Raw genomic sequence first — 15,094 nt, forward strand, 5'->3', positions numbered from 1 at the left:
TTCGATCTTCTAAATCATTTTTATGAAAGTTTGTATCGCCGAGAAACCTAGTGTAGCCCGTGAGATTGCTAATATCTTAGGAGCCAATACCAAACGAGATGGATATTTCGAAGGTAATGGCTATGCTGTTACCTATACATTCGGTCATTTATGCACACTTTTAGAACCTAAAGATTACAAACCACACTGGAAAAGTTGGGATTTGAACAATTTACCCATGCTTCCTGAGCGTTTTGATACTAAAGTAACCAACGATAGTGGAATTCAGAAACAGTTCAATATTGTTAAATCTTTATTTGAAAAAGCCGATGTGGTTATTAACTGTGGGGATGCTGGTCAAGAAGGAGAGCTTATTCAACGTTGGGTTATTAATCAGGCAAATTACAAAGGTAAAATCCAACGATTATGGATTTCTTCCTTAACAGAAGAAGCTATTAAAGAAGGTTTTGAAAACCTAAAGGACAACGACGACTACAACAATTTATATTATGCGGGGTTTTCTCGTGCTATAGGTGATTGGTTGTTAGGGTTAAATGCTACCCGTTTGTATACTGTAAAATTTGGTGGTTACAAACAAGTCTTATCTATTGGTAGAGTGCAAACTCCTACCCTAGCTATGTTAGTTGATCGCTATAAAGAAATCCAAAACTTTAAACCTGAACCGTATTGGGAATTACAAACTCAATATCGTGATACACTTTTTAGTTGTGAAGAAGGTCGTTTTTTGAAGAAGGAAGAAGGACAAGCTTTTGCAGATAAAGTAAAAGAAAGTGATTTTGAAATAACCTCAGTTACTAAAAAGAAGGGTAAAGAATACGCTCCGAAGCTATTCGATTTAACTGGCTTGCAAGTATATTGTAATAACAAATTTGGGTTTTCTGCCGATGAAACCTTAAAAATTGTACAGAAACTCTATGAAATGAAAGTGGTTACCTACCCTAGGGTTGATACTACTTTTTTACCAAACGATATATATCCTAAAGTTCCTAATATTTTAAAGGGATTAAAACAGTATGCTTCATTAACACAACCTTTATTAGGAAAGAAAATACGTAAGTCGAGTAAAGTTTTTAACGATAAAAAAGTTACCGATCACCATGCAATAATTCCTACAGGAGTAGAGATAAACTTACAGTACAATCAGCAACAAGTATATGATATCATCGTAAAACGATTTATTGCCGTGTTTTATCCTGATAGTGATATTTCTAAAACTGAAGTTAAAGGAGAAGCAGATAAAGTTCCTTTTAGAACTTCAGGAAAAGAAATACTTACCAAAGGTTGGCGAGCTGTTTTTGAATACGGAAGCGATACTAAAAAAACAGAAGAAAAAGATGTACTTCCTACCTTTGAAAAGGGAGAAAAAGGTCCGCACGAACCTTCATTTTTAGAAAAGGAAACAAAGCCTCCTAGAAATTATACCGAAGCGAGTTTATTACGTGCCATGGAAACTGCGGGGAAGCAAGTAGATGATGATGAAATGCGTGAATTGATGAAAGAAAATGGTATTGGTCGTCCATCTACACGTGCTAGCATTATTGAAACGTTATTCAGACGAAAATATATTGAGCGTCAAAAAAAATTAATTATTCCTACCCAAACAGGTATCGACTTGATTGATTTAATTGACAACGAACTTTTAAAATCTGCTGAATTAACAGGACTCTGGGAAAAACGTTTGAAGGAAATTGAACGTGGTGAATACCACGCTGCTACATTTATCAACCAAATGAAAAAAATGGTTGATGATTTGGTGTATGAAGTCCGTTCAAGCTCTAAGACAAAAAGGATTTCTTACGAAGCTCAAAAAACAAAACAAAAAACCAAGAAAGCAACTTCAAAAAAGAAAACCGTTGTTGGCAAAGAATGTCCGAAATGTAAGAAAGGACAATTATTAAAAGGAACTGCTGCTTATGGTTGTTCTGCCTATAAAAATGGTTGTGATTTTACCTTAGCTTTTGAGTTTATGGATAAAAAAATATCCGAAAACCAACTAATTCGTTTGCTAGACAAAGGTTGTACTACTAACTTAAAAGGATTCAAACAAGAAGATAAAAAAGTAGAAGGTTTAGTTCGTTTTGATGATAATTTCAATTTAAAATTTGAACCTAAAAAAGGAGTTGTTACAAATGAAAAAATTACTTCGTCGCAAACTCCTCGTAATGACAGTGAAAAAATAACTTGTCCTAAATGTAGCAAAGGAACTGTTTTAAAAGGAAAATCTGCTTATGGGTGTTCTGAGTATAAGAATGGTTGTGACTTTGTGTTTACTTTTGAAAACATCAAAAAAATGGCTAACGGGCAACCATTAACCAAAGAGTTAGTATATAAAATATTGACTTCTAAGTAAGTTCTTTATTATAGTATTCTATTAATTTTTCTGGGTTTTTAATGGTGTTTTGTATCCATTTAAAGTACAGTACCTTCTTTTCTTCTTCTGATAGCTGCCAATCTAAATTTGTTCTTTTTAAACGGGTAGTTACATCTTGTAGTGTGATTGCTGCTGCTACTGAGATATTTAAGCTTTCGGTAAAACCAACCATTGGAATTTTTAAAAATCCATCTGCTTCTTGTTTTATGTAATCCGAAATTCCATCTTTTTCAGCACCAAAAACAAATGCTGATTTTTTTGTGACATCAAAATCAGGTAATATACACGAATCTGTATGTGGTGTGGTACCTATAATTTGATACCCTTTTGCTCTTAAATCTTCCAAACAAGCTTTTGTATTGTCTCCGTCTTCTTTATATCGATGAATATCAAGCCATTTTTGACTTCCTTTGGCTACATGTCTTGATACTTTGTTTGTGAACTTATTTTCTATGGCATATACATCTTGTATACCAAATATATCACAACTTCTTACCACTGCGCTTGCATTATGTGGCTGATAAATGTCTTCTAACACTACCGTAAAATAGCGTGTTCTTTCATTCAAAACTTTGTGAAATGTATCTTTCCTTTTTTCAGTAATGTAACCTTCTAAATAGGCTAATAATCCTTCATCAATCATACAACAAACATAGTGAATTTTCCTATTTTCTCTTATGCTTAAACAACTCGTTCTTTTTTAATAAAGGCAGTAAACTCTATTCACAACTAAATTAAAATGGTATAACAAGTACTCAAAGAGAAAATAAGCCTAATTTAATTTTTTACTAATAAGTTGTCTTTCTTCTAGGGCAAGAATCAATAAATTAACATAATCATTTACAGTTTCTTCTATAGACTTAGGATCAATAATATCTATATATCCCTTCCAAATTAACTCTCGTTCTTTTGTAGGGCAAATACAATATAAAGAGGTTTCAGCTTTGTATATTTTATATTTTTCATAATAATTGGGGTCTTCTAGAATTTCACGGTGATTATAATAATCTTCCTTAAACTTTACATCTAGGTATTTTTTTTCTTTATATTTTTCTGAGAAGATTTTTCTATCTTCTACACCTACCACCTTAGTATAAAGTACTGCATCATAAAAGTTTGCTGTTAAAACATTTTCTATATGTTTTAATTCTTCTTCTGTTTTCCCTTCCATTCTAAATTTTGGCTCAAAAATATCTAAACTTGGTACAGCTGCAATATCCCTAGATTCAAACTCCTTTTTTAGTAACTCTTCGAACTTATCTCTAGCCTCTAAATTTGGAGTCATACCAATAATTAACACTTTGGTTAATGATAGCGAATCTATTTCTGGGTTTTTCCAATCTTCAACTAATTGAGTTGTTGTACAACTATTAAGTGCGACAACTGTAATCGATAGTAATATTATAAACTTTATGGATAATTTCATTTTTACTGATTTATGTTATCTTCTTTTTAGGTCTTTTTATGCTTACAGATAAAGTTACTAAATTCTTAGAAAAGCTAGAGTAATTTTTTCTTGGAGTTTACTTAAGTACTGAAAAATTATCTTTTTAGGGTTTCAAATACATAAACAAGTATGCAAAACAAAAAAAATAGAAAAACTATTTATATTATCGCTTTTGAAAAGAAATAAAGGAATCTTTAAATAGGTCTACAAACCCTAATTAATCAAGTAACATACATAATAAATTTTTCTATTTTTAAAACTTTATTTTTTTATCTATGAAAAAACGTTTGGTTGTATTAACAGGTGCTGGTATTAGTGCTGAAAGTGGTATAAAAACTTTTAGAGATGCTGATGGCTTATGGGAAGGTCATGATATTTATGAAGTAGCTTCTCCACAAGGGTTTCATGCTAATCCTGAATTAGTATTAGACTTTTACAATCAACGTAGAAGACAACTTTTAAAAGTTTCTCCTAATAAAGCACATCACAATTTAGTTTCCTTAGAAAAGGATTTTGAAGTTGATATTATTACTCAAAACGTAGATGATTTACATGAAAGAGCAGGAAACAAAAATGTAATACATTTACATGGCGAACTATTAAAAGCTCGTAGTACCAAAAACAAACATCTTGTTTATAATTGGAATAAAGATATTGCTATAAGTGATGTATGCGAAGAAAATGCTCAATTACGCCCACACATTGTTTGGTTTGGTGAAGATGTTCCTCTTTTGGAAAAAGCTGCAGAAATTACTTTACAAGCAGATATTTTAGTGATTATAGGAACTTCTATGCAAGTATATCCTGCTGCTAGTTTGGTTAATTATGTACAGCATAATACACCTATATATTTTATAGATCCTAAACCTGCTGTAAATAAAAACGCCTTCAATAACTTAACTATTATTGAAGACGTTGCTAGTTCTGGTACTGATAAATTAATTACTATGCTAAAATAAAGCTTAGCATCTAAGTTTTATGAATTTGATGTTAATCGGTCAAAATACTCATACAATTCTCCTTTAGAGATGTTACTTCCTTTTTCAATCAAATCAAAAAGTTCAACATTTCTTTCTTCTTGATATGCTTTTGAGCCTCTTAAAAACTCAATTGCTTCATCATTTGGATTTTTTAGTAACCACTCAAACCCTTCTTGCTCCAAAACATTAATATCTTTTTCTATTTTTATTACAATACGATGTATTTCCTTTTCTTCACATTTAAACAGATTTACTAAGTTTGGAGAAAAATGTTCTAAGTACGCTGTTCTAGTCAATACATCATCCCAAACGACATCACTAAATACATTCATTTCATCTTCTGCTACATTTGGTTTCTCTTTTTTTAGTTCATCCCATTCTTTTTTATCAATGTTTTGAGATGCTAAAAATCGAGCAAATTCTTCATGTAATCCTTCAAACTGTTCTTTTGTAAGTTGTCTATATTTCAAACGTTTTAAGTTTTTTTTATTAATTGATATATTATAATTATAAAATTAAGAACGTTTGCAACCACTCGCTCCACTCGTTCTCTCATTAAAAATTTTAAAAAAAATCTTTTATAAAGAAAATTTTAAAATTTATTAATGTTTGTTTCATTTGGCAATTTTAGTAATAAATTAGGGTTAGGACAATTTTCCTTGTAAAAACCTAGGCTTTTTTTTGAAGAAACACCTGGATAATCTCCTTTATAATCTTCAATATCTATCATTAACTGAAAATGTAAGTGAGGAGCATAATCTCCATTTACAGAACTATCTCCTAAAGTTCCTATCTTCTCCCCTTTTTTAACCTTTGTACCAACTGATAAGTCTTCTAAAGATTCTAATGATAAATGACCATATAATGAATAAAACTCATTTCCTTCTATTGAATGTTTTACAATAATTGTTGGCCCATAATCTCCATAGTTTAAATTGTTTTTAAAACTATGAATTTCCCCATCTAATACAGCTAAAATATCTGTACCTGCATCACACCAAAAATCAATTCCCAAATGAATATTTCGTTGGTTTTCTTCTGATAGTTTATTAAAATGCTCACTTCTACTATAAATATCTCTTACTTCCAAATATCCTCCAAAAGCAACTGTTTTTTTATGTTTTGAAAAATAATATTCTAAATAAGCCTCCCATTCTTTTGATGAAGAAACATCAAAACTTAATTCTTCGTTAGATGCTGCTATTGAAATTGGAATGTATTCGCTAAAAGGTATACTCGTATCAACTATATGTAATGGTTTTTGAGATATATTATTTAAAAAGTCTTTCATAAAATGAATTTTATATATAAAATAAGAGTAACCAAAAATAATTGATTACTCTTAAAATATAAGGGGAATTAAGCGTATTAATTAATTTTAAACACTATGATACAGTTTTCTGTTATCTTGAAACGGTTCCTGTAATAGTTACCAATGGTCCAACTCCTAAATCTATAGCAACATGATCTTGAGCATCGTCAGCTACTTTTTTAGCTAATGGTTTAAGAGTAAAAGGTGCTGGACTATTGTCTGGATTTGGTTCTACTGTAATTACAATAGTTGAACCTCTTAAATCAGTTGGAAAAGTTACTCCGTCTGGAGCATTTAGCAAGAAATCTTCTCCTGGGAAAAATCCATCAGCTCCATTTGGTGCTGGTAAATCCATAGGCCCACTAAAGCCATCAAACTCATCTGTTGCAGCAAGTTTTGTGAATTTACCTGTAGTAACTGGTACTCCATTTATCACAGCCCAACCTTCATATTTCCATCCTTCATCTAATTCTGGTAATCCTAAACCTACTTGTGGTGGCATTCCTGGCTCTAAAAACCAAACACCACTTCTTTCGTTTGTGTTTTCTCCATCTGTTGGTGTAGCTAAAATGAATTTCCCCCAAGAACTACTAAAATCTCCAACAATGTTCGAGTTTATAGAAGCACTATTTCCTGAAAAATCTCCTGCTAAAATTTTAGTACTTGATGGTGATGGGTCTGGATCGTTCGTTGGTTCAATTGTCAAAACAAAGGTAGATGCCGCTGATAGCATATCTGAATCTACTACAAAAGAACTTTTAGATAATTCTCCTGAATCATTTACATTAAAAGCACCTGTTGATAATGGCGAACCTCCAACAATTATCCAACCTTCGTACACATAGTCAGCTCCTAAGTTTTCTAAACCATTAACATTTAAACTTAAATTTGATGTCTTTGGGGTGTTATCGTCATCATCGCTACAAGCAACAAAAGTTAACGCACTTACTGCTGCTATTGTTAAAAGTATTTTTTTCATTGTTTTTGTAATTTTGAATTTATACAAAAACAAAGTTACCTACCCCTTTTCTATTAAAATGTTAGCTAGCTTACACTTACGCTACTTTATTAAGTAATCGTATTTCTTTTCTGTTAAAATCAATGACTTTTTCTTGCTTTAACTCATTCATTAAAGTATTTAATGTTGGCCTTGATGTTCCTATTAAGCTAGCAATATCTTTTTGTGTGTATGGATGTTCTATTACTTGATCTCCTGTCTTTTCACATTCATGCCCATATTCTTCACACAACTCTTTAAAAAACTCTAATAAGCGAGTACGTGTATCTTTAAATAATAATAATTGAAGTCTTCTCTCTAATCTTTTTATTCGCAATCCTATAAATTTGTAAATCTTAAAACTTACAGATACATTATCTCTCATTAATGAATACATGGTTTCTCTAGATACAGGACAAATTTCTGTTGCATTATCTATAGATTGAGCAAACTCATTTCGTCTTTCAACTCCTAAAATTGCTTTTTCACCAAATATTTCTCCTTTAGTTAGTATTGCTTTGATTACTTCTTCACCTTCTTCTGTGTAATACCCTATTTTTACTTTTCCTTTATCTATTAAATAAATTTTATTTGCAGCATCTTCTTCAAAATAGATATAATCTTTCTTTTTATATTTATTCAGTGTGTGGTTTTCTTTAAAAGCAGGATATTTGTGGGGACACAATATTTTAAACAAGTTAACATCCTCAAAGTACCAAAGTGCACTCATAGTTTTTACTTTTAAATTTTAAGTCGAAAAAATTAAAAGCGCATTACAAAAAAAGCTCTGGAAAACTCCAGAGCCTTTATACTATTAATATTTAAAATACTATTTATTAAGCATTTTGTTTTTTGATTAAGTTTAAAGCTGAGCCTTCTTTAAACCACTCTATTTGTCCTTTGTTATAGGTATGATTAGTTACAATGATATCTTTTGAACCATCTGCATGAACCACTTCAATAGTTAATGGCTTTCCTGGTGCAAATTCATTTAAGTCCAAGAAGTTAAACGTATCATCTTCTTGAATTAAATCGTAATCAGCTTCATTATCAAATGTTAACCCTAACATCCCTTGTTTTTTCAAGTTTGTTTCATGAATACGTGCAAATGATTTTACTAACACAGCTGCCACTCCTAAATGACGTGGTTCCATTGCTGCATGTTCACGAGAAGACCCCTCACCATAGTTATGATCTCCTACTACAACTGTTTTAATTCCTTTTGCTTTGTACTCACGCTGCACTTTAGGCACAGCATCATACTCTCCTGTTAACTGATTTTTTACGAAGTTTGTCTTCATGTTAAAAGCATTTACAGCTCCAATTAACATATTGTTAGAAATATTATCTAAATGTCCACGATAACGTAACCAAGGTCCAGCCATAGATATATGGTCAGTTGTACACTTTCCATGAGCTTTGATTAACAATTTAGCATCTTTAATAGTATCTCCTAATGGTTCAAACGGAGTTAACAACTCTAAACGCTCTGAATTAGGGTTTACTACTATTTCTACATGGCTTCCATCAGCCTCTGGCTCTAAATATCCATTATCATCTACTTCAAATCCTTTTGGAGGTAATTCCCAACCTGTAGGTTCGTCTAACATTACCTCTTCTCCATTCTCATTAATTAGTTTATCTGTTAATGGATTAAAATCTAGGCGTCCTGCAATGGCAATGGCTGCTGTTAATTCTGGTGAAGCTACAAAAGCATGTGTATTTGGATTTCCATCAGCACGTTTAGCAAAGTTTCGATTGAAAGAGTGAACAATACTATTTTTAGGTGCATTTTTAGGATCCTCATAACGTCCCCATTGTCCAATACACGGTCCACATGCATTGGTAAATATCTTAGCGTCTAAATTTTCAAAAACTTGTAAGATTCCATCTCTTTCTGCTGTGTAACGTACTTGCTCCGAACCTGGGTTAATACCAAATTCTGCTTTAGTTTTCAATCCTTTATCTATAGCTTGCTGTGCAATAGAAGCAGCACGTGATAAGTCTTCATAAGAAGAGTTTGTACAAGAACCTATTAACCCCCATTCTACTTGTAAAGGCCAATCGTTTGCTTGTGCTTTTTCTGTCATTTCTTTACCAACAGAAGTAGATAAATCAGGAGTAAAAGGTCCGTTTAATAATGGCCCTAATTCTGATAAGTTAATTTCAATTACCTGATCAAAATATTGTTCAGGGTTTGCATACACTTCAGCATCTGCCGTTAAGTATCCTTTTATTTCATTTGCTGCGTCAGCAACATCGTTTCTATCAGTAGCACGTAAATAACGCTCCATAGACTCATCATAACCAAAAGTAGAGGTTGTTGCTCCAATCTCCGCACCCATGTTACAAATAGTCCCTTTACCTGTACATGACATTGCAGTAGCTCCAGGTCCAAAATATTCTACAATAGCACCTGTTCCTCCTTTTACGGTTAAAATTTCTGCTACTTTTAAAATCACGTCTTTAGGTGCTGTCCAACCAGATAATTTACCTGTTAGTTTTACACCTATTAACTTAGGAAACTTCAATTCCCAAGGCATTCCTGCCATTACATCTACTGCATCAGCTCCACCTACTCCAATCGCCACCATTCCTAATCCTCCTGCATTCACCGTGTGAGAATCTGTACCAATCATCATTCCTCCTGGAAATGCATAATTTTCTAATACTACTTGATGTATAATACCTGCTCCAGGTTTCCAGAAACCAATTCCATATTTATTAGAAACTGACTCTAAGAAGTTAAATACTTCGTTTGAGTTATTTAATGCTGTTTGTAAATCTGTTGAAGCACCTACTTTTGCTTGAATTAAGTGATCGCAATGTACCGTTGTTGGTACTGCTACTTTATCTTTTCCTGCTTGCATAAATTGCAATAACGCCATTTGGGCTGTTGCATCTTGACAAGCAATACGGTCTGGGGCAAAATCAACATAATCCTTTCCTCTTTCGAATGCTTTCGTTGGATTTCCGTCCCAAAGGTGTGTGTATAAAATTTTCTCTGCTAATGTTAAAGGTTTACCTGTAATTTCACGAGCAGCATCTACTCGTTCAACTACTTTATTGTATACCTCTTTTATCATATTAATATCAAAAGCCATATATGTAATTTTTTTGTTGCTGTACGAATTTACCAAAAAAAACAGTACAAAAGATGGAGTAACTATATAATTATAATAAGTTTAAATAAGTTTTTTCTATAGTAGAGTTTTATACAGAAATTAATTAATAACAACAAAGCCCGAGCTTTAACACTCGGGCTTCTATATTATAACTAATAGTTTTATTTAACTATGAAATTACTAGTTGTTTTTGAGATGGTTTAAATTTTGTTAAAACAATACCGTCTACTGCTTTTTCATATTCTTCCATAGTAGGTGTTCTTCCTAAAATAGTAGACAATACTACTACTGGTGTAGAAGATAATAGAGATTCACCTTTTTTCTCTCCAGAATCTTTTACAACTCTTCCTTGGAATAAACGTGTTGATGTAGCCATTACTGTATCTCCTGGCTCAGCTTTTTCTTGGTTACCCATACATAAGTTACATCCAGGACGCTCTAAGTATAACATGTTTTCATACTTTGTACGTGCTAATCCTTTAGGTGCATTATCATCAAACTCAAATCCTGAATACTTTTGTAATACTTCCCAATCTCCTTCAGCTTTTAACTCGTCTACAATATTGTATGTAGGTGGTGCTACTACTAATGGAGCATTGAATTCTACTTTACCTTCTTGTGCTTCAATGTTCTTTAACATTTGAGCTAAGATTTTCATATCTCCTTTATGCACCATACAAGATCCTACGAAACCTAAATCTACTTTCTTAGTCCCTCCATAGAATGACAATGGGCGAATTGTATCATGTGTATAACGTTTAGATACATCTTCGTTATTTACATCAGGATCAGCAATCATTGGTTCAGCAATTTCATCTAAATCAATAACAACCTCTGCGTAGTATTTTGCATCTGCATCAGGTTTTAATGCTGACTTAATTCCTGTTTTAACTTCTTGAATTCTTGCATTTGCTTTTTCTACTAAACCTTTTAATACTTGCTTTTCGTTATCCATTCCTTTATCAATCATGATTTGGATACGATCTCTAGCAATTTCTAATGATTCAATTAATGTTTCATCTTCTGAAATACAAATAGAAGCTTTAGCTTTCATTTCAGCAGTCCAGTCAGTAAATGTAAAGGCTTGGTCAGCTGTTAAGGTTCCGATATGTACTTCAATAACTCTTCCTTGGAAAACATTTTCTCCGTCAAACTGCTTTAACATTTGTTGTTGTGTTGCGTGTACAACATCACGGAAATCCATGAAACTTCTCATGTCTCCTTTAAACGTTACTTTAACTGATTGTGGAATAGGCATTGTTGCTTCACCTGTTGCTAAAGCTAATGCTACAGTTCCTGAGTCAGCTCCAAAGGCAACTCCTTTTGACATACGTGTATGAGAATCTCCTCCAATAATAATATCCCAATCACTTACTGTAATGTCATTTAACACTTTATGAATTACATCTGTCATTGCAGGATATTGTCCTTTAGGATCACGCCCTGTAATTAAACCAAAGTCATTCATAAATTTCATTAACCTTGGAATGTTTGCTTTTGACTTATCATCCCATACAGAAGCTGTATGACAACCAGATTGGTAAGCTCCGTCAACTATTGGAGAAATAACAGTAGCAGCCATCATTTCTAATTCCTGAGAAGTCATTAAACCTGTAGTATCTTGAGAACCTACAATATTAACTTCTACACGAACATCAGAACCTGCATGTAATGTTTTTCCTGGAGTTGTTCCTACTGCATTTTTATTGAATATTTTTTCAACTGCAGTTAATCCTTGTCCGTCTACAGATATTTCTTTAGAAGTAGCATATACTTGTGGTACATCAATCCCTAATACTTTAGCTGCAAATGTTTGTAATTTCTTACCAAAAACAACAGCATAAGAACCTCCAGCTTTTATAAACTCCATTTTTTGTGGGGTTAATGCTGTAGAGATGTCTTTTAATTCTTTATCTCCGTTATATAATTTCTTGGTTTTTGTATTGATAGTTAAAACTGTTCCTGTTTCTACAGAATACTCTTGTTTTAAAACTGGCTCTCCATCTTCATCAACAATCGTATTACCTTCAGCATCTTTTTGCTTTACCCAGTTTTTAAGATCAATACCAATACCTCCTGTTACACCTACTGTAGTTAAGAAAATTGGAGAAATTCCGTTAGTACCTGCAATTACTGGGGCAATATTGATAAATGGAACGTACGGACTTGATTCTACACCTGTCCATAAAGCCACGTTATTAACACCTGACATTCTAGAAGAACCTACTCCCATAGTTCCTTTTTCAGCAACTAACATCACACGTTTATCTGGATGTTGCTCTTTAAGTGCTAACAACTCATTTTGCATATCTTTATTATGCTCAAAAATTGATTGCCCATGTAATTCACGGTCAGATCTTGAGTGTGCATCAGCACCTGGTGATAATAAGTCTGTTGATATATCTCCTACACCTGCTATATATGTAACTACTTTAATTTCTTCTTCTATTTCTGGAAGCTTAGTAAAAAACTCTGCTTGTGCATAGCTTTCGATAAGCTCTTTTGCTATTTTATTACCAGCTTTGTATGCTTCTTCTAAACGCTCTGTATCTGCTTCATATAAGAATACTTGAGTCTTTAATACTTTTGCTGCTTCTTCAGCAATTGCAGCATCGCTACCTAATGCTAAATCAAGTAAAACTTCTACAGAAGCTCCCCCCTTCATGTGTCCTAACTGCTCTAAAGCAAAAGATGGAGTAATCTCTTCCACTACAGATTCACCAAGAATAATCTCTTTTAAAAATTTTGCTTTTACAGCAGCAGCACTTGTTGTACCTGGTAAAACATTATAAATAAAGAAATTAAGAGAATCTTTTCTGTGTGGATTGTTTTCATCTTTAATTTGTGAGATGATTTCAGTTAACAATTCACTTCCATCGATAGGTTTGGGGTGAAGACCTTGACCTTTTCTTACTTCAATCTCCTTTAGGTAATCTGAGTATGTGTTCATAAAAAAGTTTTGTTTAAAATATTTTGAAGGAAATAGTAAAAACTACTATATATATTAAAACTGGTTATTACAGCTTTTTCCTGTTAATTTTTGCTTAGCAAAAGTAATATTTTAACCTTAATTTTAAAAATAAACAACAAAACAGTCCAAAAAGAAAATTAATTTAATTTGAAAGCCTTGTTTTTAAAAACATCTCAAAAAAACAACTATAAAAACACCATATAATTATCAAATTGATAATTTGGTATTTTAAAGAGATTAGAAAAAAATAGTATAATGATTCTAAATAGGAAAAAAAGCAGACCCATAAGCTGGATTCTGTTCCTTATAAATAAGGCTCTTATCATTTATCTAGTTCTGAAATTACTCTCAGAATCAATCTGCCTACCCCTTAGAATCGCGCGAGTAGCGCTCGAGCTCTAATGTACATGGCATTGCACCGCATAGAGTTTACCTGGTTTCACTACAGCATTACCTGTACATTCTTTCTGTTGCACTTGTCCTCGGTTTACACCGGACGGATGTTATCCGCTATGCTACTCTATGGTGTCCAGACTTTCCTACTTATATTTTCTATAAGTCGATAAGATAGGTCTGCTATTATATTGTTGTCAAATAAAAGTTCACACCTCTATTCATAAAAAAACCCACTCAAAAGAATTGAGTGGGAAAATTGCTATGAAAAAGAAAAAGTGTCTAGAACGTCTCCTAGACACTGCAAATATATAACTGTTTTTCGTTTAAAAAAAATTTTATTTAAAAAAAATTATCTTTTTTATGATTTTTTTAAGAAAACATATCTTTAACCTTTTCAAAGAAAGATTTGTCCGACTTCTGTGGGTTCGGGCTAAAGTTCTCATCTTCTTGCATTTCCTCGAAAAACTTACGTTGATCTTTAGTTAATTCTTGAGGAGTCCATACATTTATGTGAATTAAGAAATCTCCATGACCATAACGTTCAATACTTGGCAATCCTTTTCCTTTTAAACGTAAAATTTTACCTGATTGCGTTCCTGGTTCAATCTTAATCTTTACTTTTCCTGTAACTGTTTCTACTTCTTTCGATACTCCTAAAACTGCTTCTGAAAAGTTGATGTATAAATCATAGTGAATATTACTTCCTTCACGTTTTAAGTTTTCGTGTGGTACTTCTTCAATTAACACTAATAAATCTCCTGGAATTGAGTTTTTACCTGGAGCTTCATTTCCTTTTCCTCCTACTTTTAATTGTACTCCTTCTGTTACTCCTTCTGGAATATTGATAGAAACGGTTTCTTCTTTTACTACCATCCCTTGTGCATCTGCTCCACTTGGCTTTTTGTCTAGCATCTCTCCTGCTCCATGACAAGTACTACAAGTAGTAGCAGTTTGCATTCTTCCTAAAATAGTATTGGTTACACGCATTTGTTGCCCGCTTCCATTACATGTTGAACAGGTTTTGTACGTTACTCCTTCGGCTTGAACTTTTCTACGAACCTTTACCTTCTTTTCAACTCCTTTAGCAATATCTTCTAAGGTTAGTTTTACACGAATACGTAAGTTGCTACCTTTTACTCGTGCTTGACGGTGACCTCCACCACCAAAACCACCGAAACCGCCACCAAAGGCTCCTCCGAAAATATCTCCAAACTGGCTAAATATATCATCCATATTCATACCGCCACCACCGAAGCCTCCATGACCTCCTTCAAAAGCAGCATGACCGTACTGATCGTAACGTGCTTTTTTATTATCGTCACTTAATACCTCATAAGCTTCTGCAGCTAATTTGAATTTTTCTTCAGCATCTTTATCATCAGGGTTCTTATCTGGATGGTACTTGATTGCCATCTTACGATATGCCTTTTTGATTTCAGCTTTTGAGGCTGATTTTGATATTCCTAATATTTCGTAATAATCTTGTTTTGCCATA

11 protein-coding genes and 1 other RNA gene are annotated in these 15,094 nt (G+C 32.8%); 2 read left to right on the forward strand and 10 right to left on the reverse strand.

The genetic code is table 11. The features are described 5' to 3' along the window. Window positions 1-22: 22 nt before the first annotated feature. On the forward strand, window positions 23-2,350 hold the full coding sequence (locus ACTPNM_RS11210) for a DNA topoisomerase 3 (protein ID WP_440121863.1): 2,328 nt from the start codon (window positions 23-25) through the stop codon (window positions 2,348-2,350). Here the strand turns inward: ACTPNM_RS11210 and ACTPNM_RS11215 are convergent. Next, entirely contained in the window at window positions 2,343-3,014 is a 672-nt protein-coding gene (locus ACTPNM_RS11215; protein WP_440121864.1) for a TrmH family RNA methyltransferase, read from the reverse strand. The genes ACTPNM_RS11210 and ACTPNM_RS11215 overlap by 8 nt on opposite strands. Before the next feature lie 129 nt (window positions 3,015-3,143). Beyond that, entirely contained in the window at window positions 3,144-3,797 is a 654-nt protein-coding gene (locus ACTPNM_RS11220; RefSeq protein WP_440121866.1) for a hypothetical protein, read from the reverse strand. 296 nt (window positions 3,798-4,093) lie between these two features. On the opposite strand from ACTPNM_RS11220, the gene ACTPNM_RS11225 reads away from it, so the two are divergent. After that, window positions 4,094-4,777, forward strand: coding sequence for an SIR2 family NAD-dependent protein deacylase (locus tag ACTPNM_RS11225; RefSeq protein WP_440121867.1), 684 nt, complete (start codon window positions 4,094-4,096; stop codon window positions 4,775-4,777). Window positions 4,778-4,794: 17 nt separating this feature from the next. On the opposite strand, the gene ACTPNM_RS11230 is transcribed toward ACTPNM_RS11225, so the two are convergent. The 8 genes from ACTPNM_RS11230 to dnaJ all read right to left on the reverse strand — a co-directional run bounded on the left by ACTPNM_RS11230 (window position 4,795) and on the right by dnaJ (window position 15,093). After that, window positions 4,795-5,268: a DUF6495 family protein gene (locus ACTPNM_RS11230; RefSeq protein WP_440121868.1), complete on the reverse strand. Its 474-nt coding sequence runs from the start codon at window positions 5,266-5,268 to the stop codon at window positions 4,795-4,797. Window positions 5,269-5,390: 122 nt separating this feature from the next. Further along, window positions 5,391-6,089: a peptidoglycan DD-metalloendopeptidase family protein gene (locus ACTPNM_RS11235; RefSeq protein ID WP_440121869.1), complete on the reverse strand. Its 699-nt coding sequence runs from the start codon at window positions 6,087-6,089 to the stop codon at window positions 5,391-5,393. 112 nt (window positions 6,090-6,201) lie between these two features. Beyond that, window positions 6,202-7,089, reverse strand: a complete 888-nt coding sequence (locus ACTPNM_RS11240) for an anti-sigma factor (RefSeq protein WP_440121870.1) — start codon at window positions 7,087-7,089, stop codon at window positions 6,202-6,204. Between the two features lie 76 nt (window positions 7,090-7,165). Next, window positions 7,166-7,837: a Crp/Fnr family transcriptional regulator gene (locus ACTPNM_RS11245; RefSeq protein WP_440121872.1), complete on the reverse strand. Its 672-nt coding sequence runs from the start codon at window positions 7,835-7,837 to the stop codon at window positions 7,166-7,168. A gap of 106 nt (window positions 7,838-7,943) precedes the next feature. Beyond that, the gene (locus ACTPNM_RS11250; RefSeq protein ID WP_440121873.1) at window positions 7,944-10,211 is read right to left on the reverse strand and encodes an aconitate hydratase; all 2,268 of its coding nucleotides are present in this window, start codon (window positions 10,209-10,211) and stop codon (window positions 7,944-7,946) included. Window positions 10,212-10,401: 190 nt separating this feature from the next. Then, on the reverse strand, window positions 10,402-13,182 hold the full coding sequence (locus tag ACTPNM_RS11255; RefSeq protein ID WP_440121874.1) for a bifunctional aconitate hydratase 2/2-methylisocitrate dehydratase: 2,781 nt from the start codon (window positions 13,180-13,182) through the stop codon (window positions 10,402-10,404). A 291-nt stretch (window positions 13,183-13,473) separates the two neighbouring features. Further along, window positions 13,474-13,783: RNase P RNA component class A (gene rnpB / locus ACTPNM_RS11260), an RNA gene on the reverse strand. A gap of 185 nt (window positions 13,784-13,968) precedes the next feature. Continuing rightward, entirely contained in the window at window positions 13,969-15,093 is a 1,125-nt protein-coding gene (gene dnaJ / locus ACTPNM_RS11265) for a molecular chaperone DnaJ (RefSeq protein ID WP_099216632.1), read from the reverse strand. Window position 15,094: the final 1 nt, after the last annotated feature.

The organism is Tenacibaculum sp. Ill, from assembly GCF_051938915.1.
GTDB classification, from domain to species: domain Bacteria; phylum Bacteroidota; class Bacteroidia; order Flavobacteriales; family Flavobacteriaceae; genus Polaribacter; species Polaribacter larymnensis.

What these genes read in the sequence shown, in the direction of transcription:
- ACTPNM_RS11210 (WP_440121863.1), top strand. Translation starts at nt 23, where the DNA reads ATGAAAGTTTGTATCGCCGAGAAACCTAGTGTAGCCCGTGAGATTGCT.
- ACTPNM_RS11215 (WP_440121864.1), bottom strand. Translation starts at nt 3,014, where the DNA reads ATGATTGATGAAGGATTATTAGCCTATTTAGAAGGTTACATTACTGAA.
- ACTPNM_RS11220 (WP_440121866.1), bottom strand. Translation starts at nt 3,797, where the DNA reads ATGAAATTATCCATAAAGTTTATAATATTACTATCGATTACAGTTGTC.
- ACTPNM_RS11225 (WP_440121867.1), top strand. Translation starts at nt 4,094, where the DNA reads ATGAAAAAACGTTTGGTTGTATTAACAGGTGCTGGTATTAGTGCTGAA.
- ACTPNM_RS11235 (WP_440121869.1), bottom strand. Translation starts at nt 6,089, where the DNA reads ATGAAAGACTTTTTAAATAATATATCTCAAAAACCATTACATATAGTT.
- ACTPNM_RS11240 (WP_440121870.1), bottom strand. Translation starts at nt 7,089, where the DNA reads ATGAAAAAAATACTTTTAACAATAGCAGCAGTAAGTGCGTTAACTTTT.
- ACTPNM_RS11245 (WP_440121872.1), bottom strand. Translation starts at nt 7,837, where the DNA reads ATGAGTGCACTTTGGTACTTTGAGGATGTTAACTTGTTTAAAATATTG.
- ACTPNM_RS11250 (WP_440121873.1), bottom strand. Translation starts at nt 10,211, where the DNA reads ATGGCTTTTGATATTAATATGATAAAAGAGGTATACAATAAAGTAGTT.
- ACTPNM_RS11255 (WP_440121874.1), bottom strand. Translation starts at nt 13,182, where the DNA reads ATGAACACATACTCAGATTACCTAAAGGAGATTGAAGTAAGAAAAGGT.
- dnaJ (WP_099216632.1), bottom strand. Translation starts at nt 15,093, where the DNA reads ATGGCAAAACAAGATTATTACGAAATATTAGGAATATCAAAATCAGCC.